The sequence below is a fragment of the Roseomonas haemaphysalidis genome (genome assembly GCF_017355405.1).
Taxonomy (GTDB): domain Bacteria; phylum Pseudomonadota; class Alphaproteobacteria; order Acetobacterales; family Acetobacteraceae; genus Pseudoroseomonas; species Pseudoroseomonas haemaphysalidis.
Genome location: NZ_CP061177.1, coordinates 3,636,228 through 3,657,545, shown reverse-complemented (window position 1 = coordinate 3,657,545; position 21,318 = coordinate 3,636,228). Strand labels below are relative to the sequence as shown.

The 21,318-nt window shown below is 71.7% G+C and carries 20 protein-coding genes; 9 read left to right on the top strand and 11 right to left on the bottom strand.

Features of this window, described 5'->3' with window-relative positions:
* Entirely contained in the window at positions 1-813 is an 813-nt protein-coding gene (gene ygfZ, locus IAI59_RS17050) for a CAF17-like 4Fe-4S cluster assembly/insertion protein YgfZ (RefSeq protein WP_207414916.1), read from the bottom strand.
* Positions 814-893: 80 nt separating this feature from the next.
* On the opposite strand from ygfZ, the gene IAI59_RS17045 reads away from it, so the two are divergent.
* The 8 genes from IAI59_RS17045 to der all read left to right on the top strand — a co-directional run bounded on the left by IAI59_RS17045 (position 894) and on the right by der (position 10,499).
* Positions 894-1,820 (top strand): glycosyltransferase family 9 protein, encoded by a 927-nt coding sequence (locus IAI59_RS17045; protein ID WP_207414917.1) that lies wholly within the window; start codon positions 894-896, stop codon positions 1,818-1,820.
* Complete coding sequence (locus tag IAI59_RS17040) at positions 1,817-2,842, top strand: glycosyltransferase (RefSeq protein WP_207414918.1); 1,026 nt, start codon at positions 1,817-1,819, stop codon at positions 2,840-2,842. Before IAI59_RS17045 ends, IAI59_RS17040 begins: the two co-directional genes overlap by 4 nt.
* Positions 2,842-4,599: an asparagine synthase (glutamine-hydrolyzing) gene (gene asnB / locus IAI59_RS17035; protein ID WP_207414919.1), complete on the top strand. Its 1,758-nt coding sequence runs from the start codon at positions 2,842-2,844 to the stop codon at positions 4,597-4,599. The genes IAI59_RS17040 and asnB overlap by 1 nt, the downstream gene beginning before the upstream one ends.
* Before the next feature lie 118 nt (positions 4,600-4,717).
* Positions 4,718-5,527 (top strand): hypothetical protein, encoded by an 810-nt coding sequence (locus IAI59_RS17030; protein WP_207414920.1) that lies wholly within the window; start codon positions 4,718-4,720, stop codon positions 5,525-5,527.
* 81 nt (positions 5,528-5,608) lie between these two features.
* Positions 5,609-6,943, top strand: coding sequence for a dihydroorotase (locus IAI59_RS17025; RefSeq protein WP_207414921.1), 1,335 nt, complete (start codon positions 5,609-5,611; stop codon positions 6,941-6,943).
* Positions 6,944-7,051: 108 nt separating this feature from the next.
* Complete coding sequence (locus tag IAI59_RS17020) at positions 7,052-7,696, top strand: tetratricopeptide repeat protein (protein ID WP_207414922.1); 645 nt, start codon at positions 7,052-7,054, stop codon at positions 7,694-7,696.
* Between the two features lie 3 nt (positions 7,697-7,699).
* Positions 7,700-9,028, top strand: coding sequence for an outer membrane protein assembly factor BamB family protein (locus tag IAI59_RS17015; protein WP_207414923.1), 1,329 nt, complete (start codon positions 7,700-7,702; stop codon positions 9,026-9,028).
* A 130-nt stretch (positions 9,029-9,158) separates the two neighbouring features.
* Positions 9,159-10,499: a ribosome biogenesis GTPase Der gene (gene der / locus IAI59_RS17010; protein WP_207414924.1), complete on the top strand. Its 1,341-nt coding sequence runs from the start codon at positions 9,159-9,161 to the stop codon at positions 10,497-10,499.
* Between the two features lie 213 nt (positions 10,500-10,712).
* Here the strand turns inward: der and IAI59_RS17005 are convergent, their stop codons facing one another.
* The 6 genes from IAI59_RS17005 to IAI59_RS16980 form a co-directional block, all read right to left on the bottom strand.
* Entirely contained in the window at positions 10,713-11,426 is a 714-nt protein-coding gene (locus IAI59_RS17005) for an SDR family NAD(P)-dependent oxidoreductase (RefSeq protein ID WP_207414925.1), read from the bottom strand.
* Entirely contained in the window at positions 11,419-12,912 is a 1,494-nt protein-coding gene (gene purF, locus IAI59_RS17000) for an amidophosphoribosyltransferase (protein WP_408887598.1), read from the bottom strand. The genes IAI59_RS17005 and purF overlap by 8 nt, the downstream gene beginning before the upstream one ends.
* Positions 12,913-12,962: 50 nt before the next feature.
* Complete coding sequence (locus tag IAI59_RS16995; protein WP_207414927.1) at positions 12,963-13,523, bottom strand: CvpA family protein; 561 nt, start codon at positions 13,521-13,523, stop codon at positions 12,963-12,965.
* Positions 13,524-13,558: 35 nt separating this feature from the next.
* Complete coding sequence (radA, locus tag IAI59_RS16990) at positions 13,559-14,998, bottom strand: DNA repair protein RadA (protein ID WP_207414928.1); 1,440 nt, start codon at positions 14,996-14,998, stop codon at positions 13,559-13,561.
* Between the two features lie 203 nt (positions 14,999-15,201).
* Entirely contained in the window at positions 15,202-15,552 is a 351-nt protein-coding gene (locus tag IAI59_RS16985) for a DUF427 domain-containing protein (protein WP_207414929.1), read from the bottom strand.
* An 18-nt stretch (positions 15,553-15,570) separates the two neighbouring features.
* Positions 15,571-16,023: a PACE efflux transporter gene (locus IAI59_RS16980; RefSeq protein ID WP_207414930.1), complete on the bottom strand. Its 453-nt coding sequence runs from the start codon at positions 16,021-16,023 to the stop codon at positions 15,571-15,573.
* Positions 16,024-16,112: 89 nt separating this feature from the next.
* On the opposite strand from IAI59_RS16980, the gene IAI59_RS16975 reads away from it, so the two are divergent.
* On the top strand, positions 16,113-17,003 hold the full coding sequence (locus IAI59_RS16975) for a LysR family transcriptional regulator (protein ID WP_207414931.1): 891 nt from the start codon (positions 16,113-16,115) through the stop codon (positions 17,001-17,003).
* 153 nt (positions 17,004-17,156) lie between these two features.
* Here IAI59_RS16975 and IAI59_RS16970 read toward each other — a convergent pair whose 3' ends face one another.
* The 4 genes from IAI59_RS16970 to IAI59_RS16955 are packed head-to-tail and all read right to left on the bottom strand — an operon-like array spanning position 17,157 to position 21,303.
* Positions 17,157-17,933, bottom strand: coding sequence for an ABC transporter ATP-binding protein (locus tag IAI59_RS16970; protein WP_207414932.1), 777 nt, complete (start codon positions 17,931-17,933; stop codon positions 17,157-17,159).
* Positions 17,930-18,715: an MlaE family ABC transporter permease gene (locus IAI59_RS16965; protein WP_207414933.1), complete on the bottom strand. Its 786-nt coding sequence runs from the start codon at positions 18,713-18,715 to the stop codon at positions 17,930-17,932. The genes IAI59_RS16970 and IAI59_RS16965 overlap by 4 nt, the downstream gene beginning before the upstream one ends.
* 16 nt (positions 18,716-18,731) lie before the next feature.
* The gene (alr, locus tag IAI59_RS16960) at positions 18,732-19,805 is read right to left on the bottom strand and encodes an alanine racemase (RefSeq protein ID WP_207414934.1); all 1,074 of its coding nucleotides are present in this window, start codon (positions 19,803-19,805) and stop codon (positions 18,732-18,734) included.
* Positions 19,795-21,303 carry a replicative DNA helicase gene (locus tag IAI59_RS16955; protein WP_207414935.1) on the bottom strand — a complete coding sequence of 503 codons (1,509 nt, stop codon included), beginning with the start codon at positions 21,301-21,303 and terminating at the stop codon, positions 19,795-19,797. Before IAI59_RS16955 ends, alr begins: the two co-directional genes overlap by 11 nt.
* Positions 21,304-21,318 lie beyond the last annotated feature (15 nt).

Genomic DNA, 21,318 nt, shown 5'->3' with positions numbered 1-21,318 from the left:
TCAGCCCGGCGGCCGCGCCATCCAGTCCGGCACCCGCGCCAGCAGGGTCGCATCCCCGCAGCGCAGCGCCTGTCCCTCCGCCACCGGCATGCGCAGCAGCGCCAGCCCCAGCCCGTCGCGGCCGGAGCGCATCTCGCCCATCTCCGCGCCGTCCTCGCGCAGCACGGGCGTGCCGCGGGCGGGCAGGGGCCCGTCCACCGCCACGGGGAACAGCCGCCTCTTCAGCAGGCCGCGATACTTGGTGCGGGCGGTCAGCTCCTGCCCCATGTAGCAGCCCTTGCTCCAGGAAATGCCGTCCAGCTCGTCGAAGCCGGCTTCCAGCAGGACGGACTTGTCGGCTTCCAGGTCGCGCGCCCCGTCGGGCAGGCCGAGGGCCAGGCGGTGGCGGTCGTAATCCTCAGCCGTGGCGTCGGCCGGCGGGGGCGCGGCGAGCAGGGCGCGCCAGCCGGCCCCGGGGTGGCGCGGGTCGGGGGCGCCAAGGCCGGGGGGCATGGGCGCGCCGCCCCAGCCGGCCGCCACGGACAGCTCCGGCGCGGGGGCCAGGGCGACCTTGGCGCGCAGCCGGAAGCGGGACAGCCGGTGCACCAGCGATTCGGCCTGCGCGGCCTCGGCATCCAGCAGCAGCCGGCCGGCATCGGCGAAGACAAAGAAATCGGCCAGCCACTTGCCCTGCGGCGTCAGCAGCGCGGCCCAGACGGCCCGCCCCGGCGCCGCCAGCGCCACGTCGTTGGACACAAGGCCTTGCAGAAAGCCCACGCGGTCCTCGCCGGACAGGGCGATCACGGAGCGGAGGGGGAGCGGGGTCTGAGGCATGCCGCCGATCTTGGCGCGGGCACCGGGCGATGCAAGGCGTCATGCGCGCGGGGCGAAGCCGTGCTAAGCGGGCCGCGACCATGCGCATTCTTTTCGTGACCTCGACCCGGATCGGCGACGCGGTGCTGTCCACCGGCCTGCTGGACCACCTGATCCGCACGCATCCCGATGCGCGCGTGACCGTGGCCTGCGGCCCGGTGGCGGAAGGCGTGTTCGCCCGCATGCCGGGGCGGGACAAGACCATCGTGCTGCGCAAGAAGCGCCTGTCCGGCCACTGGCTGGGCCTGTGGGCGGAGGTGGCGCGCACGCGCTGGGATTTGGTGGTGGACCTGCGCGGCTCGGCGCTCGCCTGGCTGGTGCCGGCGCGGCGGCGGGCGGTGATGCAGGGCGGCCGGCGCGCCGGGCACCGCATCGGGCACATCGCCGAAACGCTGGGGCTGCGCCCGCCACCGCCCCCCGTGGCCTGGTTCGCGGCCGAGGATGCCGCGCGCGCCGGCGCGCTGCTGCCGGCGGCGGGGCCCTGCGTGGCGCTCGGACCCAGCGCCAACTGGGCGGGCAAGGTCTGGCCGGCGGAGCGCTTCGTGGCGCTGTTCCGGGCGTTGTCGGCGCCGGACGGGCCGCTGCCCGGGGCCCGCCCCGTGGTGCTGGCCGGCCCCGGCGCGCAGGAGGCCGCGATGGTCGCCCCCGTGCTGGCGGCATTGCCGGAAGCGGTCGACCTGTCGGGCCGGCTGACCCTGCCGGAAGCGGCGGCGGTGCTGGCGCGCTGCGCCCTGTTCGTGGGCAACGACTCCGGCCTAATGCACCTGTCCGCCGCGGCCGGCACGCCGACGCTGGGGTTGTTCGGCCCGACGCCGGCCAGCGAATACGCCCCCGTCGGGCGCGCCGCCCGCGCCGTGCTGGCGCGCGGCGCGCCCGGCATGGCGCCCATGGAGGCCCTGCCGGTGGAGGACGCGCTGGCCGCCGCGCGCGAGCTGCTGGCCCAGCCGGTGGCGGAGACGGCGGCATGAGGATCGCGCAGATCATGGCCGGCGCGAAGGCCGGCGGCGCCGAGGGCTTTTACGAGCGACTGACCGGCGCGCTGCACGCGGCGGGCGAGGATGTGCTGCCGGTGATCCGGCGTGATGCCCCGCGCGCGGCGCGGCTGGCGGCGCAGGGGCTGTCGCCGGTGCAGCTGCGCTTCGGCGGGCCGCTGGACATGCTGACCAAGCCGCGCCTGTCGCTGCTGCTGCGCCACCAGCGGCCGCAGGTGGCGGTGGCCTGGATGAACCGCGCGGCCAGGCATACGCCGCGCGGCGACTACACGCTGGTGGGGCGCCTGGGCGGCTATTACGACCTGAAGTACTACCGCCGCTGCGACCACCTGGTGGGCAACACCCACGACCTGGTGCGCTGGATGGTGGACAAGGGCTGGCCGGCCGACCGCGCGCATTACCTGCCCAACTTCGCGGACGACTTCGCCGGCATCCCCCCCGCCGACCTTGGCCTGACCCCGGGCGCGCCGAAGCTGCTGGCGCTGGGGCGGCTGCACCGCAACAAGGGCTTCGACACGCTGCTGCGCGCCCTGGCGCTGCTGCCGGGCGCGGAGCTGGCGATCGGCGGCGAGGGGCCGGAGCGCGGCGCGCTGCAGGCGCTGGCGGCCGAGCTGGGCGTGGCGGGGCGGGTGCGCTTTCTGGGCTGGCGACACGATGCCGGGGCCTTGCTGGCGGCCTGCGACGTGTTCGTCTGCTCGTCGCGGCACGAGCCGCTGGGCAACATCGTGCTGGAGGCCTGGAGCGCCGGCAAGCCGGTGGTGGCCGTGGCGTCGCAGGGGCCGGCGGCGCTGATCACCCATGGGGTGGATGGCTTTCTGACCCCGCCCGAGCTGCCGGAAGCCCTGGCGCAGGATATCGGCGCGCTTCTGGCCGACCCGGCGCTGGCCGCGGCCCTGGGCGCCGGCGGGCGCGCGAACTGGGAAGCGGGCTACGCCGCCGCGCCCGTGGTGGCGCAATGGCGCGACTTCCTGCGCCGCGTGGCGAAGGAGGCGCGCTGATGTGCGGCATCGCGGGGCTGCTGCTGCGCCAGGGCCAGGCCCCCGACGCGACGACGCTGCAGAAGCTGCTGGGAGCGCTGGCGCATCGCGGGCCGGACGGCTCGGGGCACCATGTGGCGGGCCCGGTGGCGCTGGCGCATACCCGCCTCGCCATTATCGACCTCGCCACCGGCGACCAGCCCTTGTTCGCCGGCCCCGCCGCGCTGGTGGCCAATGGCGAGGTCTACAATTACCGCGAGCTGCGCGCCGACAATGCGCTGACCTGCGCCACGCAGTCGGATTGCGAGCCGCCGCTGCACCTGTTCCGCCGCGACGGGCTGGGCTTCGCCGACGGGCTGCGCGGCATGTACGCGGTGGCGATCCATGACCGCGTGTCGCGGCAGGTGGTGCTGGCGCGCGACCCCTTCGGCATCAAGCCCATGTACCTGGCCGAGGTGCCGGGCGGCATGGCCTTCGCCTCCGAGGCGCAGGCGCTGGTGGCCGCCGGGTTGGTGGCGCCCCGGGTGCGGGCGGAAGCGCGGTCCGAGCTGCTGCAGATGCAGTTCACCACCGGCGCCGAGACCATCTTCGAGGGCATCACCCGCCTGTTGCCGGGCGAAACGGTGGCGCTGGGCGAGGGCCGGGTGCTGGAGCGCCGCCGCCGCGCCGCGCTGCCCGAGGGCGGCCCCACCGCGACCACGGAAGCCGAGGCGCTGGCGCGCTTCGACAGCGCCTTCCGCGACAGCGTGGACCTGCACCAGCGCTCCGACGTGCCCTACGGCATGTTTCTGTCCGGCGGCACGGACAGCGCCGCGGTGCTGGCCATGATGTCGCGGCTGAACGAGCAGCCGGTGCGCGCCTATACCGCCGGCTTCGACGTTCCCGGCGCGGCGGACGAGCGCGAGCATGCCGCCGTGATGGCCAAGGCCGTGGGGGCGCGGCACGAGACCATCACCGTGTCGCAGGGCGAGGTATGGCGCCACCTGCCGGAGATCGTGGCGGGCATGGACGACCCGGCCGCCGACTACGCCATCATCCCCACCTGGTTTCTGGCCCGCCGCGCGCGGGAAGACGTCAAGGTGGTGCTGTCGGGCGAGGGGGGCGACGAGATCCTGGGCGGCTACGGTCGCTACCGCGCCGCCATGCGCCCCTGGTGGCTGGGCGGCAAGGCGCCGCGCACCCATGGCGCGTTTGACCGGCTGGACGTGCTGCGCGAGCCGCTGACGGGCTGGCGCGACGGCATGGTGGCGGCCGAAGCCGCCACGGCGCTGCCCGGCCGCACCCGGCTGATGGCGGCGCAGGCGCTGGATGTGGCGGACTGGCTGCCCAACGACCTGCTGATCAAGTTGGACCGCTGCCTGATGGCGCATGGCCTGGAAGGCCGCACGCCGTTTCTGGACAGCGCCGTGGCGGAAGCCTGCTTCCGCCTGCCGGACGCGCTGAAGACCCGCAAGGGTATGGGCAAGCTGCTGTTGCGGCAATGGCTGGCGGCGAACTTCCCGGCGTCCGAGCCATTCCGGCCCAAGCAGGGCTTCACCGTGCCGGTAGGTGCCTGGATCGCCGGCGCGGCCGACAAGCTGGGGCCGCTGGTCGCCGCGCAGGCGGGCGTGGCCGAGATCGCCCGGCCGGACAAGGTGGTATCCCTGTTCAAGGCGGCCGCCGGCAAGCGGGAAGGCTTCGCGGCTTGGCACCTGCTGTTCTACGCGCTGTGGCACCGCCGGCACGTGGAGCTGCGGCGCGCGGAAGGCGACGTGTTCAGCTTTCTGGGGCGCGGCTGAGCCGGCGCTCACGCCGGGTTGAAGCCGTCGCGGATGGCGGCCGGCACACGGCCCCTGGTTACAGATCGTCACAGGTGAAACAACCCTGGCGACATTCCCGCTGCCGGAGACGCGAGTCGTGACCATTGCCATGCCAGAGCTGCCCAACCGACCGCTCAAGGTCCGCGTGCCGCCGCCGGGCTGGGGGCACCGCCTGCTGGCGGGGTTCGGCCTGCTGGTGCTGGCGGGGCTGGCCGTGGCCAGCCTGATCTTCGTGGCGCCGCCGCTGCTGACCGACTGGCAGGTCCGCGACGCCGCGCGGCCGGCGCTGGCCGGGCAGATCGATTCCGGCTCCTGCTCGTCCAAGCTGTTCGTCAACGTCTGCGACGTCGTGCTGAGCGCCGGCAAGAACCCGAACGTGGTGGTCCGCGATGTGCACTACGTGTTCGTGGATGCCCATGCGGGCGACTATTCCGTGGCCGTGCTGGCCGATCCGGCGCGCCCGGCGCTGCTGACCACGGACCTCGGGCTCGACAAGCTGGTCAACCGCACCATCACCATCGGCCTGTTCTGGCTGGCGATCGCCGCGGGCACGGTGGCGGCGGTGCGCACGCTGCTGCAGCGCCGGCGGGAGCGCGCGGAGATGGCGGGCTGGACCAACATGCGCCTGGTGCCGCTGCGGCTGACCGCCTTCAGCCGCGCGCGTGGCGCGTCATCCTGGACCGTGGTGCCGCTGGAAGGCGGCAAGGCGCGCATCTGGTCGGCGCCCGGCAAGGCGAGCCCCTTTATGCTGGGGTCGGACGTGGTGCTGGGCGCCACCGGCGGCACGGACGGCCGCGTGACGGTGCCGCTGGACCAGGACCTGGAATGGATCGACCTGACGGACGCCGAGCGCGCGGCGCTGATGACCAAGCTGCATGCCGAGTTCGGCGAGCACCTGCCGGCCTGACAGGCCGCCACGGCGCCGGGGGGAGGACGCGGCGCGCGATCTGATCTACTAGACCGGCACCAAGAGAAGGGAACCGGTGCCATGACCAGCTTCGACCTCATCCTGCGCAACGGCCGTTGCGTGCTGCCATGGGGCGAGGCGGAAGCCGACGTCGGCGTGCGCGCCGGCCGCATCGCGGCGATCGGCGATCTCAAGGCGGCCAGCGCCGCCGAGGAGATCGACTGCGCCGGGCTGCACGTGCTGCCCGGGCTGATCGACCCGCATGTGCACCTGCGCGACCCGGGCGACCCGGCGGTGGAGACCATCGAGACCGGCACCCGGGCCGCCATCCTCGGCGGCATCACCGCCGTGTTCGACATGCCCAACACCACGCCCTCCATCACCAGCCAGGCGGCGCTGGAACACAAGCGCGCCTATGTGCAGGGCCGCGCCTGGTGCGACATCGGCTTCTACGTGGGCGGCGCCAAGTCCAACATCGCGGATCTGGCGGCGCTGGAGCTGCAGCCGGATGTCTGCGCCATCAAGATCTTCGCCGGCTCCTCGACCGGCGACCTGCTGGTCGATGACGATGCCAGCCTGGAGCGGGTGATGCGCTCCGGCCGCCGCCGCATCTGTTATCATTCCGAGGACGAGCAGCGGCTGCAGGAGCGCAAGCCGATCTTCGCCGCCGGTGGCCCGCACAGGCTGCACGCCGAATGGCGCGACGTGGAATGCGCTTTCCTGGGCACCCGCCGCCTGATGGCCCTGGCGCGCGAAACCGGGCGCGGCGCGCATATCCTGCACGTGTCCACCGCCGAGGAGCTGGAATACCTGCGCGACTTCCGCGACGTGGCCACGGTGGAGGTGCTGGTCAACCACCTCAGCCAGACCGACGAGGCCTATGAGCGCCTGGGCGGCTATGCCGTGATGAACCCCCCCATCCGCGACGCGCGGCACATGGCCGCCGCCTGGGCCGCCGTGGCAGACGGCACGGTGGACTGCATCGGCTCCGACCACGCGCCGCATTCGCGCGCGGCCAAGGAGCGCCCCTGGCCCGCCACGGCGGCGGGGCTGACGGGCGTGCAGACCATGCTGCCAGTGATGCTGGACCACGTGAACGCCGGCCGCCTGACCCTGACGCGGCTGGTGGACCTGATGGCCGCCGGCCCCGCGCGCGTCTACAACGCCATCGCGAAGGGGCGCCTGTGCGCCGGCTACGATGCCGACTTCACCATTGTCGACATGAAGCGCCAGCGGACCATCGAGGAAAGCTGGATCGCCTCGCCCTGCGGCTGGACGCCCTTTGCCGGCATGGCCTGCACCGGCTGGCCGGCGATGACCATCATCCGCGGCCAGGTGGCGATGCGCGAGGACGAGGTGCTGGGTGCCCCCGCCGGGCGCCCGGTTCGCTTCGACACCGGCCTGAGCCAGGGCTGAAGGCGGGGGCGGGGCCGCCCGCCCTTAACGCCGGACCCGCGGCCCGCTATGGTCCGCGCCGCTATTCAGGGGGGCGACCGCCCCCGCGCGCTGCTGTGAGGACCGGAATTGCCGGATATCTTCGACGAGGTGAAGGAGGAGCTGCGGGCCGAACAGGCGCGCAAGCTCTGGGTCCGCTACGGCGCGCTGCTGGGGGGCGTCGCCCTGGTGGCGGTGCTGGCCGTGGGGGGCTGGCAGGCATGGCGCTGGAACCAGCAGCGCGAGGCCGCCGGGATCGCCGCCGCCTTTCTGCAGGAAAGCCGCACCGCCGAGCAGCCGGGCGCCGACCTGAAGGCCGCCGGCGACCGCTTCGCCAGCCTGGCCCAGGGTGCGCCGGATGGCTACCAGGTCCTGGCGCGGCTGCGCGCCGCCGCCCTGAAGGCCGAGACGGGCGACCGCGATGCCGCGCTGGCGCTGTATGACCAGGTGGCGCAGGACAACCGCGCCGCGCCGCTGTACCGCGACCTCGCCAACCTGATGTGGGCGCTGCACGGCCTGGAAACGCAGGACACCGCGGCACTGGATTCCCGGCTGGCGCCGCTGGTGGGCGGTGCCTGGGGTGCCTCGGCGCGCGAGCTGCAGGCGCTGGTCGCCATCCGCCGCGGCCAGCCGGCCGAGGCGAAAAAGAACCTGGAAGCGCTGGCCGCCGACGTGACCGCCCCTCCGGGCGTGCGCGAGCGGGCCGGGCGCGTGGCCGCGACATTGGGGGGCTGAGCGATGCACGGGAACACGACGCGCCGCGCCGCGCTGCTGGGGGCCGTGGGCCTCCTGGCGGGCTGCGACACCATCGATTCCATCTTCGGCGAAAGCAAGAAGCCGCTGCCCGGCCAGCGCCTGCCCGTGCTGGCCGCCCGCCGCGAGCTGGAAGCCGACCCGGCCGCCGCCGGCCCCATGGAGCTGCCGCCCGCCGAGGCGCGCGCCGACTGGGCGCAGCCGAGCGGCAATGCCGCCCATGCGCCCGGCCACCCCGCGCTCGGTGCCTCGCTGGCCGAGGCCTGGCGCGCCTCGCTCGGCACCGGCAGCAGCTACCGCCGCCGCATCACGGCGGGGCCGGTGATCGCCGGCGGCACGGTGTTCGGGGCCGATGCCTATGGCGTCGTCTCCGCCTTCGACCTGGCGCGCGGCGGCCGCCGCTGGCGCTTCGACACCCGCCCGGCCGAGGACGAGGTCGGCGCCGTGGGCGGCGGCTGCGCCTTTGACGGCAGCACCCTCTACGTCGCGTCCGGCATGGCCGAGGTGCTGGCGCTGGATGCCGGCACCGGCCAGCCGCGCTGGCGTGTGTCGCTGCCTTCGCCCATGCGGGGCGCGCCCGCCGTGGCGGATGGCCGCATCTTCGTGCCCACGCTGGACAATCGCCTGATGGCGCTGTCCGCCGAGGATGGCCGTACCCTTTGGAACCACCGCGCCCAGGCGGCGCCGGCCCTACCGCTCGGCCTGCCGGCACCGGCCGTGATGGATGACTTCCTGGTCGCGGGCTTTCCGTCGGGCGAGCTGCTGGCGCTGCGGCCCGAGGACGGGCGCGTGTTGTGGAGCGAAAGCCTCGCCAATGGCCGGGGCGGGCTGGGCGACATTTCCGGCATCCGTGGCATGCCGGTGATCGACCGCGGGCGCATCTACGCCTGCGGCATGGGCGGGCTGTCCATGGCCGTGGACCTGCGCTCCGGCCGGCGGCTGTGGGAGCGCGAGATCGGCGGCACCGAAACGCCGCTGGTGGTGGGCGACTGGGTGTTCGTGATCGGCAGCACCGGCAACCTGGCGGCGCTGGGGCGCGAGGATGGCCGGGTGCGGTGGCTCACCGAGCTGAATGCTCCGCCGCCGGGCAAGGACAAGAACGACGAGCCGGCCAGCTTCGGGCCACCCCTCATGGCCGGCGGGCGCATCATCCTGCCATCCAGCAAGGGGGAGGCGCTGCAGATCGACCCCTCCACCGGTTCCGTGACGGGCCGGCTGCGCCTGCCGGGCGGCAGCACCCTGCCGGGGGCCGTGGCGGCGGGAACGCTGGTGCTGCTGGCGGATGACGGGACGCTGATGGCCTTTCGCGGGTAACGGACCGCCCGTGGCGCCCGGGCAAGGCGATGCCTTTCCCGGGCGCCACGGGGCCCCATCGGCCGCCCGCCGGGCCGTCATGCGCGGAAGCCTCGTTCCCTGACGCGCCGTTCTGCTTTAAACCGCGCCCATGCTCCCCCGTATCGCCATCATCGGCCGCCCCAATGTGGGCAAGTCCACGCTGTTCAACCGCCTGGTGCGCCGCAAGCTCGCCATCGTGGACGACACCCCGGGCGTCACCCGCGACTTCAAGGAATACGAGGCGCGGATCGGCGGGCGCGACGTCCTCCTGCTGGACACCGCCGGGCTGGAGGAAGCGCCGCCCGACACCGTCGCCGGCCGCATGCGGGCTTCCTCCGAGGCCGCCATCCGCCAGGCCGACCTGATCCTGTTCATGATCGATGCCAAGGCGGGGCTGACGCCCTCCGACCGCGCCTTCGCCACCTGGCTGCGCCGGCAGAAGGCGCCGGTGCTGGTGGTGGCCAACAAGACCGAGGGCCGGCATGGCGGCATGGCCGCGATGGAAGCCTATGAGCTGGGCTTCGGCGACCCGGTGGCGATCTCGGCCGAGCATGGCGAGGGCATCTCGGACCTGCATTCCACCGCCGCCGCCCTGCTGCCGGAGGAGCCGGAGGAGGAGGAAGACGAGAAGGACCGCCCGCTGCGGCTGGCCATCGTTGGCCGCCCCAATGCCGGCAAGTCCACCCTGCTGAACACCCTGCTGGGCGAGGAACGGATGATCACCGGCCCCGAGCCCGGCCTGACGCGGGATGCGGTGACCAGCGAATTCATCGACGACCAGGGCGGCCGCGTGCGGATCGTCGATACCGCCGGGATGCGCAAAAAGGCCAAGGTGGTGGAGGGCCTGGAGCAGATGTCCGTCGGCGCCACCATCAACGCGCTGAAGGAGGCCGAGGTGGCGGTGCTGGTGCTCGACGCCCTGCTGGGGCTGGACGAGCAGGACCTGCGCATCGCCCGCCTGGCGGAACGCGAGGGCCGCGCCGTGGTGATCGCGCTGAACAAGTGGGACGCGGTGGAGGACCGCACCGCCGCCCGCCATGGCGTGCAGGACACGCTGATGACCTCGCTCGCGCAGCTCAAGGGCGTGACGGTGGTGGCGATGTCGGCCGCCACCGGGCGCGGCGTGGACAAGCTGATGCCGGCGATCCGCGAGACGCTGGAACGCTGGAACCGCCGCGTGCCGACCGGCGAGCTGAACCGCTGGTTCGAGGGCGCGCTGGAAAAGCACCAGCCGCCGCTGGCTGATGGCCGCCGCATCAAGCTGCGCTACGCCACCATGCCCAAGGCCCGGCCGCCGACCATCGTGATCTTCGGCCCGCGCGCCGAGGACCTGCCTGAAGACTACCGCCGCTACCTGGTGAACAGCTTCCGCGACACCTTCGACATGCCGGGCGTGCCGATCCGGCTGCAGCTGCGGGGGACGACGAATCCCTATGCGGACGAGGATTGAGGGAAGGCTGGGGGAAGGAATTCCCCAGGCCCCTTCTATCTTCTCCGAGTTAGCGCTGCCGGCTCGGTCACGCCTGTCGGATATTTCAGGGCCGCGCGGTCTGAACCATCCGTCGCCAGAGGTCCAAGACCTCTGGCGCGCTCACCGCGCCCTCTCGCGGACAGATAGAAGAAAGATGGGGTCCGAGAAATTCCTTCCCCGGCCTTTCTTTTGTCAGGCCGCCAGCACCACCGCCCCGTTGCGCGCCTCACCTGGCATGCAAAGCGAGGCGATCGCCATGGCGACGTCGTCCGGCTGGGCGATGCTCGCCGGATCTTCACCCGGCATGGCGGTGGCGCGCATGCGGGTGGCGACCACGCCGGGGTCGAACAGGTTGACGCGCAGCGGCGTCTGCTCGACCTCCTGAGCCCAGGTCTGCACCAGGTGCTCCATGCCCGCCTTGGTGGCGCCATAGGCACCCCAGTAAGCCTTGGGGCGCTGCACGCGGCCGGTGGTCAGGAACACGGCGCGGCCGGCGTCGGAGGCACGCAGCGGCGGGTCGCAGGTGCGGATCAGGCGCCAGGTGGCGGTCAGGTTGACGCCCACCACGTTGGCCCAGTCCTTGGGGTCGATATGCGCGACGGGCGTCAGCTTGCCCAACTCGCCCGCATTGTGCACCAGGATGTCGAGCCGCCCGAAGCGCTCGACGACCGAGGGGCCGATGTTGTCGATCTGCTCGGATGTCTTGGTGAGGTCGAAGGGCAGCAGCGTGGCGGGCAGGCCGCCGGCGGCGCGGATGGCGTCGTCGGTTTCCTCCAGCCCGCCCTGGGTGCGGGCGATCAGCACGCACTGAGCACCCTGGCGGGCGAGTTCCACGGCCAGCGCGGCGCCGATGCCGCGGCTGGCGCCGGTGACGAGGGCGACGCGCCCCTGCAGGGGCTTAGACACCGTTGGCGGCCAGCAGCTGGGGCACGCGCTCCGGATGGCCGACGATGTCGGTCAGCGGGATGGCGTAGTCGCCGGTGAAGCAGGCGTCGCAGTAGCCCGGGTTGCGCGCGTCGCGCCCGCCATGGCCCAGCGCCCGGTACAGCCCGTCCAGCGAGATGAAGGCGAGGCTGTCGGCGCCGATGATGCGGGCCATCTCCTCCACGTCGTGGTTGGCGGCCAGCAGCTTGGCGCGCTCCGGCGTGTCGATGCCGTAGAAGCAGGAATGCGTGGTGGGGGGCGAGGAGATGCGCATGTGCACCTCGCGCGCTCCCGCCTGGCGCACCATCTCGACGATCTTGCGGGAGGTGGTGCCACGGACGATGGAATCGTCGACCAGCACCACGCGCTTGCCCTCGATCATCGGGCGGTTGGCGGAATGCTTCAGCTTCACGCCCAGGTGGCGGATGCTGTCCGTTGGCTCGATGAAGGTGCGGCCGACGTAGTGGTTGCGGATGATGCCCAGCTCAAAGGGAATGCCGCTTTCCACCGCGTAGCCCATCGCCGCCGGCACGCCGGAATCCGGCACGGGCACGATGACATCGGCTTCCACCGCGCTTTCGCGCGACAGCTCGGCGCCGATGCGCTTGCGGGTCTCGTAGACCGGCGTGCCCTCGACCACGGAGTCGGGGCGGGCGAAATAGATGTATTCGAAGATGCAGAAGCGGCTTTGCGTGCGGCCGAAGGGGCGGATGGAGCGCAGCCCGTTCTGGTCGATCACCACGATCTCGCCGGGCTCCACGTCGCGCACGAAATCGGCGCCGACGATGTCCAGCGCGCAGGTCTCGCTGGCCAGCACCCAGGAATTGCCCTCGGCGGCGCCCAGGCGCCCCAGCACCAGCGGGCGCACGCCCAGCGGGTCGCGCGCGCCGATCAGCGCGCCGTCATGCAGCGCGATCAGGCTGTAGGCGCCCTGCACCTGCTTCAGCGCGTCGATCAGCCGGTCCACCACGTTGGAATACAGGCTGATAGCGATGAGGTGGACGAAGACCTCGGAATCCGTCGTGCTTTGGAACAGGCAGCCGCGGCGCACCAGCGCGCGCTTCAGCACCGTGGCATTGGTCAGGTTGCCGTTGTGGGCGACCGCCAGCCCGCCGAACTCGAAGTCGGCATACAGCGGCTGCACGTTGCGCAGCGCCGTCTCGCCGGTGGTGGCGTAGCGGTTGTGGCCGATGGCGGTGCGGCCGGGCAGGGCGTTGATGATCTTGGCGCTGCTGAAGTTGTCGCCGACCAGTCCCTGGGCGCGGTGGGCGTTGAACTCGCCCTTCTCGGACAAGGCCACGATGCCGGCGGCTTCCTGCCCGCGGTGCTGCAGGGCATGCAGGCCGAGGGCGGCCAGCGCCGCGGCATCGGCGGCATTCCAGATGCCGATGACGCCGCATTCCTCCTTGAAATGGTCGTCGTCCCCGGAATCGATGTCCCAGGGGTTGGTCGTGAGCATGGAGTGCATCGGCATCCTCATGACCGGCGCGTCCGCCGGCAATCTCATGTCAGGCGTGCTCACGACCGTGTCCTGGCCGGGGGCCGCAGCAGTTCATCCATGCTCGGCAACCCGCGTTCGGGCAGCTCCGGCAGGCGTGGGCGGTATTCGACCGGCAGTTGGGACACGGCCGCGCGGGCCGCATCCGCCACCACCGGCAGCGACCGGGCGTCCCGCACCGCCTCCGGCCAGGTGGCCGGGGTGGGAAGGAACAGCCCGCCGACGATATAGGCGAGCACGACAAGGAAAGCACCTCTCGCGAGGCCGAAGACGATGCCCAGCGCGCGATCCACCCCCCCGAGCACGGAATGGCGGACGCGCCCGGCGAACCAGGCGATGAGCAGCTTCAGCACCAGCAGCGCCAGCAGAAAGGCGATGCCCAGCGCCGCGATCTCGGCCAGCCAGTCCTGCGACAGGTATCGCGCCAGCAGCGGCTTCAGCACCGGCTGCGCGTAAAGGGCAAAGGCGATGGCGCCCACCCAGGCGCCGATGCCCAGGACTTCCCGCACGAAGCCACGGAAATAGGCGATGAGCGCCGAAAGCGCGATCACCGCGAGGACAACGCCATCGACCCAGGTCATGCTGCGCCAGCCTATACCGGTGCGGCCGCGCCGTGTCAGCCCTCGGTTTCTGCAGGCTCCGGCTTTGCCTTGCGCGGCGGGGGCTTCGGCTTGTCGCCCGCCGCCAGCGGCGCCACGAGGTCCGCCAGATGGCCGATCTCGGACAGCCGCAGACCTTCAGGCGCGGAGGGCGCGCGGCCGCCCCGCGCGACGCGCTTGGGCAGCGTCGCCGCCGCGAAGCCGAGCTTGGCGGCCTCCCGCAGCCGGGTGTCGGACTGCGCCACCTGCCGCACCTCGCCGGACAGGCCCACCTCGCCGAAGAACACCATGTCGGGCGGCGTCGGCCGGTCGGTCGCGGCCGAGATCAGCGCCGCCGCCACCGCGAGGTCGGCCGCCGGCTCGGTGACGCGCAGGCCGCCGGCGACGTTGAGGTAGACGTCGTTCTGCCCGAGCCCGACGCGGGCGCGGGACTCCAGCACCGCCATCAGCATGGCCAGCCGCCCGGAATCCCAGCCCACCACCTGCCGCCGCGGCGAGCCGCCATTGGCGGAGGGCGACAGCAGCACCTGGATCTCGACCAGGACCGGCCGCGACCCTTCCATGCCGGCGAAGACCGCGCTGCCGGAGATGTTGCCCCGCCGCTCCGCCAGGAACAGCGCGGAGGGGTTGGACACCTCGACCAGCCCGCGATCCGTCATCTCGAAGACGCCGATCTCGTCGGTGGCACCGAAGCGGTTCTTGACGGCGCGCAGAATGCGGAACTGGTGGCCGCGGTCGCCTTCGAAATACAGCGTGGCGTCCACCATGTGCTCCAGCACGCGGGGGCCGGCCAGCGTGCCCTCCTTGGTGACATGGCCGACCAGCACCACCGTGAAGCCGCGCGTCTTGGCCAGCCGGGTCAATTCGGCGGCGCAGGCGCGCACCTGGCTGACGGTGCCGGGCGCGGCTTCCAGGCTGTCCAGCCAGACGGTCTGGATCGAATCGATGATCACCAGCGTCGCGTTGCGCTCCTCCTCCAGGGAGGCCGCGATGTCGCGCAGGCTGGTGGCGGCGGCGAGGCCCAGCGGGCTTTCCGCGAGCCCCAGCCGCTGCGCGCGCATGCGCACCTGGTCGATCGCCTCCTCGCCCGAGATGTACAGCACCCGCTTGCCGGCGGACGCCACGCGCGCCGCCGCCTGCAACAGGATGGTGGACTTGCCGATGCCCGGGTCGCCGCCCACCAGCACCACCGAGCCCGGCACGAAGCCGCCGCCCAGCACCTGGTCCAGCTCGTCCATGCCCGTGCGGGTGCGCGGCGGCGGCTCGGCGCGGCCCTTGAGGGCGACGAACTCGATTTTGCGCCCGCCCGCGCTCTTGCCGGCGGGGCCGGGGGCGCGGACCTCGGTGGTTTCCTCGGTGATGGTGTTCCAGGCGCCGCAGGTGTCGCAGCGCCCCTGCCACTTGGGCGTGACGGCGCCGCAGTTCTGGCAGACGAAGCGGGAAACGGGTTTGGCCATGTGGCGGATGATAGAACAAACCACGCACAGGCGGTAGGGAAGGTCGGGGGAATGCATTCCCCCGAGCCCCCTTCTTTTTTTCTGTCTGGCTTCCGCGAGTGGCCGTGGTGCCGTGTCGCGCCCCCGTCGAAGACAGCGCGATGTCATGGATCAGAAAGAAGATAGGGGTCTGGGGGAATTCATTCCCCCAGCCTTTACCCCGGTCACAACGGCGTGGCGCTGATCTCCACCTTGTCCGGATAAAAGGCGAGGTAGCCCGCGATTTCCGCCACCGCCGGAAAGGGCGTCTCGTAGCTCCACACCGCGTTGGGCGCGCCGGGGATGCTGAAGTAGGAAGCATCGCCCTTGTAGGGGCAGTGGGTGCTGCGATCGGTGCGGTCCAGCAGCGCCATCTCGGCATCGGCGCGCGGGATGTAGTGGACAGGCGGGTAGCTGGCCTCGCGCAGGGTCAGGGCGCCCTGGGTGTCGGCCAGCACGCGGCCGCCGGCGGTGACGGTGACGCGGGCGGTTTCCCGCGCGACGGTGATGGGATGGTCGGGGCCTGGGGTCTTCATGGCACGCTCCTCGGAGGTTCAGCCGCGGGCGGGGAGGGCGCCTTCCGGGGCCTGCTTCGCGGCGGGTACCGGGAAGATGTGGTCGTAGGCCAGATTAAACAGGAAGGCGTAGGCGACGTAGAAGGCGGCGATGGAGAGATCCATCACGAAGGCCTGCCACAGCGTCAGCCCCAGGTACCAAGCGATGGGCGGCAGCAGCAGCACCAGCAGCCCGCCCTCGAAGGCCACGGCGTGCAGGACCCGCACGGGCACCGACTTGCGGGTGCTGCCGGTCAGACGCTGCATGATGCGGTCGAAGCCCAGGTTATACGCGTAGTTCCAGCCGGCGGCGACGGTGGCGCTGGCGACGCCGATCACGCCCATGTCGGCCACCGGGATGCCGAACACCCAGTTGCCCAGCGGCAGCAGCAGCACGAGCCCGATCAGCTCGAACATCAGGGTGTGGCGGATACGGTCGGCGACGCTGCGCATGATGAAGGCACTCTCGATGTGGTCGAATGCAGCCTTTCTATCTGATAGACGGCAGGATCAAAGTTAGGTTCCATCTGGAAATCCGATAGATGACGCTCTCGCTGGAACAGCTCGATGCCTTCGTGGCGGCGGCCGAAACCGGCTCCTTTTCCGCCGCCGCGCGGCGGCTGCGGCGGGCGCAGTCGGCCATCAGCACCCAGGTTGCCAATCTGGAGATCGACCTCGGGCTGGCGCTGTTCGACCGCGCGGCCCGCTACCCGGTGCTGACGCCGGCCGGTGAGCGGCTGCTGCCGGAGGCACGGGTGCTGCTGGAGCGCAGGGAGCACCTGATCGGCGTGGCGCGCGGGCTGGAGGCGGGCACCGAAGCGCGGCTGGTGCTGGCGATGGACGAATTATACCCCGAGCACATGATTGGCGGGCTGATGGCCGAGTTCGCCGCCGCCTTTCCGAATGTCGAGATGGAGATGCTGTTTCCGCTGATGGAGGATGTCAGCCGGCTGGTGCTGGACGGCACCGCCGACCTCGGCATCATGTGGCGGCAGGAGCAGTTGCCGCCGCTGCTGGACTTCCAGACCCTGGGCTGGGTGCCAATGAAGCTGGTCTGCGGCCGCGACCACCCCTTGGCGCGCGAGGTGGTGCAGTGGGAGGACCTGAAGCGCCACCGGCAACTCATGGTCGCCACGCAGACCGACAGCGAGGAAAAAAAGCGCCTGCGGATCGCCGCCGAGGTGTGGTGGGTGGAAAGCCACTGGGTGATCCTGGAACTGGTCAAGCACGGCGTCGGCTGGTCCCTGGTGTCGGACCACGTGCTGGCCGGCTCCTCCACCCGGCCGGACCTGGTAGTGCCGGAACTGGGCTTCGACAGCGGCGACTGGCCGGTGGGGCTGGAACTGGTGTGGCACAAGCAGTGTCCGCGCGGGCCGGCGGCGACGTGGCTGAAGAACCGGATCGCGCGGGAGCGGATAGGGCCGATGGGGTAGAGAAGGTCGGGGGAAAGAATTCCCCCGAACCCCCATCTTCTTCTTGTTTTATTGGCGCTGCCGGAGACCGGCACGAACTGGCCGAGCCATCTCGCGGACTCACAGAAAGAAAAGAAGGGGCCCGGGGAATTCCTTCCCCGGCCTTGCCTTGGCTTACTTTCGTAGTTCCATCCCGATCGGCCCTTCCCGTTCGCCACGGGCGAACTGGTCCACCATGGCGTTGCCGGTCTGGCCCAGGCTGCTGGCCGGGCCGGTCCAGACGATGCGGCCGTGGTAGATCATCGCCGCCGTGGTGGCGATGCGGCGGGCGCTGGGCATGTCGTGGGTGATGGACAGCGCCGTGGCGCCGAGGTCGCGCACCACGTCGACGATCAGCCCGTCGATCACCGCGCCCATGATGGGGTCGAGCCCGGTGGTGGGCTCGTCGAAGAAGATGATGTCCGGGTCGCCGGCGATGGCGCGGGCCAGGCCGACGCGCTTCTGCATGCCGCCCGACAGCTCGCTCGGCGAGAGGTCGCCGACGCTGCCGGCGAGGCCGACGCGGGCCAGCACTTCCGCCGCCTTGTCACGCGCCTGGGCGCGGGTCAGCCGCTTCTGCGCCAGCGGCTTGAAGCAGACGTTCTCCCACACGGGGAGGCTGTCGAAGAGCGCCGCGTTCTGGAACAGCATGCCGCAGCGGTCGAGGATCTCCTCCCGCTGGCGGCGGGACATGGACAGCACGTCCCGGCCGTCGATCTCGATGCTGCCGCTATCTGGCTCGATCAGGCCGAGGATGCACTTGATGGTCACCGACTTGCCGGAGCCGGAGCCGCCGAGGATCACGGTGCCCTGGCCGGCCGCGACGTCGAGGTCCACGCCGTCCAGCACGCGCTTGCTGCCGAACGCCTTGCTGAGGCCGCGCAGGCGGATCTTGGGGGGGGTATCGCTCATCGGGAAAAGAACAGTTCGGTCAGCACGTAGTCGAGCGCCAGGATCAGAATGGAGGAGGACACCACGGCGGCCGTGGTGGCCGCACCCACGCCCTGCGCGCCGCCCTTGCTGTTGTAGCCGTGGTAGCAGCCCATCAGCGTGACGACGAAGCCGAACACGGCGGCCTTGGCGAGGCCGGACAGCACGTCCACCGGCTGCAGAAAGCTCAGCGTGGCATTCAGATAGCCGGCCGAGCCGAAGCCGAGCTTGGCGGTGCCGATGATCCAGCCGCCCATGACACCTAGGATGTCCGCGATGACCACCAGCAGCGGCATGGCCAGCGTGCCGGCCAGCAGGCGCGGGGCCACCAGATATTTCATGGGGTTGGTCGACAGGGTGGTCAGCGCGTCCACCTGGTCGGTCACGCGCATGGTGCCGATCTCGGCGGCGAAGGCGGCGCCGATGCGGCCGGCGACCATCAGCCCGGCGAGCACCGGGCCGAGCTCGCGGGTGATGGACAGCACCACCACGTTGGCGATAGCGCTTTCCGCCCCGAAGCGGGAAAAGCCGGAATAGGACTGCAGCGCCAGCACCATGCCGGTGAACACCGCCGTCAGCGCCACCACGGGCAGCGAGAACCAGGCGATCTCGGTGAAGGCTGTGGCGAAGATGCGCGGGTAGAAGGGCGGCCGCACCAGGTGCGACACGCCTTCCAGCGCGAAGAGCACGATGGCGCCGGCCTTGCGGCACAGCCCGAGCACGGCGGCGCCGACGGCGGCGATGACATCCAGGAACCAGGTCAAATGCTTGAAACCGCCTCTATGCCGGCAGGTACTGGCGGCGGTACCGGGCGCCGAGGCCGGTCAGCACCTCGTAGCCGATGGTGCCGGCCAGCGCCGCCACCTCGTCCGGCGTCTGGCCGGGGCCGATCATCTCCACCCGGTCGCCGGGGCGGAGATCGGGGGCGTCGGTGACGTCGAGGGTGATGAGATCCATGGATACCCGGCCCACCAGCGGCACAGGGCGACCGGCGACAATGCCGATGCCCCGGCTGGACAGGGCCCGAAGGTAGCCATCGGCATAGCCGGCCGCAATGGTGGCCACCCGGCTGTCACGCTTCGCCACCCAGGTGGCGCCGTAGCCGACGGGCGTTCCGGCCGGCACATGGCGGAGCTGCAGCACCGGCACCAGCAGCCGCAGCACCTGCCGCATCGGGTTGTCGTGCCCCGGCGTGGGGTTGATGCCGTAGAGCGCGCAGCCCGGCCGCGCGAGGTCCGACGCCATGGCCGCGCCGTGGAAGATGCCGGCGGAATTGGCCAGGGAGCGGGGAATGCCGGGAAAGGCCGCCGCGGCCTCGGCGAAGCGGGCGGGCTGGGCGGCGTTGAGCGGGTGCGCCGGCTCGTCGGCACAAGCCAGGTGGGTCATCACGAAGCGCAGGTCCAGCCCGTCCAGCGCGCCGGGGACGAGGGTGGCGCGCTCGGCGGGTGAAAGGCCCAGGCGCTCCATGCCGGTGTCGAGGTGCAGGATGCAGCCGGCCGCTGGCGGGCCGGCGGCGGCCCAGGCGGCGATGTCGGCCGGGCCGTTCAGCACCGGCACCAGCGTGCCGGAGGGGTCGGCGCCGGGCGGAAAGCCGCTGAGCACCGCGATGGCCGGCACGGGGCCGAGGGCGGCACGCAGCGCCACGCCCTCGCTGAACTGCGCCACGAAGAAGTGCCGGCACCCGGCACCGGCCAGCGCGCGGGCCACGGCGGGCGCGCCCAGCCCGTAGCCATCCGCCTTGACCACGCCGGCCACCGCCGCGCCGTGCCGGGCGCAAAGGTCGCGCCAGTTGGAAACAATGGCGGCTAGGTCGACCTGCAGCAGCGCCTCGGTGGCGAGGGGCTCAGTAGCCATCGTCGGAATGCACGTGGTCGAGGTCGCCGAAGCGGGTGAACTCGGCCTCGAAGAACAGCGGAATGGTGCCGGTGGGGCCGTGGCGCTGCTTGGCGATGATCAGGTCGGCCTTGTTGTGGGCCTTTTCCATGCGCGCCTGCCAGTTGCTGATGGCGTCCTGCAGCTTCTCGCCGTCGGTGAAGTTGACGTCCTTGGGCTCCTGCGCCTTCAGGTAGTAGTCGTCGCGGTAGACGAACATCACCATGTCGGCGTCCTGCTCGATGGAGCCGGATTCGCGCAGGTCGGACAGCTGCGGGCGCTTGTCCTCGCGGCTTTCCACCTGACGGGACAGCTGCGACAGCGCCATCACCGGCACCGCCAGTTCCTTGGCGATGGCCTTGAGGCCCTGGGTGATCTGGCTGATCTCCTGCACCCGGTTCTCGGGGCGGGAGCCCGCGGCGGGGCGCATCAGCTGCAGGTAGTCGACCACGATGAAGTCGAGGCCGCGCGTGCGCTTGAGCCGCCGGCAGCGGGTGCGCAGCGCGGAGATGGTGATGGCGGGCGTGTCGTCGATGTAGAGCGGCAGGCGGGCCAGCTCGCGCGAGACTTCCACGAACTTGTCGAAGTCGCGCTGCATGATCTCGCCGCGGCGGATGCGGTCGCCGGAGATGCGCGCCGACTCGGACAACAGGCGGTTGGCGAGCTGGTCGGCGCTCATTTCCAGCGAGAAGATGGCGCAGCCGCCCTTGGGTACGGCGCCGGGGCCGTCGCGGTCCTCGGCTTCGCGCAGGATCTGCTGCGCGGCGCCAAAGGCGATCTTGGTGGCCAGCGCGGTCTTGCCCATGCCGGGGCGGCCGGCGAGGATCAGAAGATCCGAGGGGTGGAGCCCGCCGGTCTTGGCATCCAGGTCGCGCAGGCCGGTGGACAGGCCGGACACGCCGCCGCCGCTGGTGAAGGCTTTCTCGGCGAGGTTGACCGCCTCCGTCAGCGCGCGGCCGAAGGTGACGAAGCCGCCCTCGCTGCCGCCGTCCTTGGCGAGGTCGAACAAGGCCTGCTCGGCGGCTTCCAGCTGCTCGCGGCCTTCCAGCCCGTCCTCGGAGCCGAAGGCGCGGTTGACCACCTGCTCGCCCAGGTCGACCAGCTGCCGGCGCAGCCAGGCGTCGTGGACGATGCGGCCATAGTCGCCGGCATTGATGATGCCGACCATGGCGCCGATCAGCCGCGCCAGGTACTCGGCGCCGCCCACCTCGGCCAGGCGGCCGGAATGCTCGAACTCCATGCGCAGCGTGACGGCATCCGCCAGCTGGCCGGCCTCGATGCGGCGCTGGATGGCGCCGAAGATGTGGCCGTGCGCGGCATTGGCGAAGTGCTCGGCCGCCAGGAATTCCGAGACCCGTTCATAGGCCTTGTTGTTGGCCAGCAGGGCGCCCAGCAGCGCCTGCTCCGCCTGCAGGTTCGAGGGGGGCTGGCGCTGGGACGAAAGGCCCGCCAGGCCGTCGGGCGGCGATACGCTGTTCATGCCCCGACACTACCG

Excerpts from the sequence above, each read along its gene's own strand:
- ygfZ (WP_207414916.1), bottom strand. The coding sequence starts at position 813 with ATGCCTCAGACCCCGCTCCCCCTCCGCTCCGTGATCGCCCTGTCCGGC.
- IAI59_RS17045 (WP_207414917.1), top strand. The coding sequence starts at position 894 with ATGCGCATTCTTTTCGTGACCTCGACCCGGATCGGCGACGCGGTGCTG.
- IAI59_RS17040 (WP_207414918.1), top strand. The coding sequence starts at position 1,817 with ATGAGGATCGCGCAGATCATGGCCGGCGCGAAGGCCGGCGGCGCCGAG.
- asnB (WP_207414919.1), top strand. The coding sequence starts at position 2,842 with ATGTGCGGCATCGCGGGGCTGCTGCTGCGCCAGGGCCAGGCCCCCGAC.
- IAI59_RS17025 (WP_207414921.1), top strand. The coding sequence starts at position 5,609 with ATGACCAGCTTCGACCTCATCCTGCGCAACGGCCGTTGCGTGCTGCCA.
- IAI59_RS17015 (WP_207414923.1), top strand. The coding sequence starts at position 7,700 with ATGCACGGGAACACGACGCGCCGCGCCGCGCTGCTGGGGGCCGTGGGC.
- der (WP_207414924.1), top strand. The coding sequence starts at position 9,159 with ATGCTCCCCCGTATCGCCATCATCGGCCGCCCCAATGTGGGCAAGTCC.
- purF (WP_408887598.1), bottom strand. The coding sequence starts at position 12,912 with ATGCACTCCATGCTCACGACCAACCCCTGGGACATCGATTCCGGGGAC.
- IAI59_RS16995 (WP_207414927.1), bottom strand. The coding sequence starts at position 13,523 with ATGACCTGGGTCGATGGCGTTGTCCTCGCGGTGATCGCGCTTTCGGCG.
- radA (WP_207414928.1), bottom strand. The coding sequence starts at position 14,998 with ATGGCCAAACCCGTTTCCCGCTTCGTCTGCCAGAACTGCGGCGCCGTC.
- IAI59_RS16985 (WP_207414929.1), bottom strand. The coding sequence starts at position 15,552 with ATGAAGACCCCAGGCCCCGACCATCCCATCACCGTCGCGCGGGAAACC.
- IAI59_RS16980 (WP_207414930.1), bottom strand. The coding sequence starts at position 16,023 with ATGCGCAGCGTCGCCGACCGTATCCGCCACACCCTGATGTTCGAGCTG.
- IAI59_RS16975 (WP_207414931.1), top strand. The coding sequence starts at position 16,113 with ATGACGCTCTCGCTGGAACAGCTCGATGCCTTCGTGGCGGCGGCCGAA.
- IAI59_RS16970 (WP_207414932.1), bottom strand. The coding sequence starts at position 17,933 with ATGAGCGATACCCCCCCCAAGATCCGCCTGCGCGGCCTCAGCAAGGCG.
- alr (WP_207414934.1), bottom strand. The coding sequence starts at position 19,805 with ATGGCTACTGAGCCCCTCGCCACCGAGGCGCTGCTGCAGGTCGACCTA.
- IAI59_RS16955 (WP_207414935.1), bottom strand. The coding sequence starts at position 21,303 with ATGAACAGCGTATCGCCGCCCGACGGCCTGGCGGGCCTTTCGTCCCAG.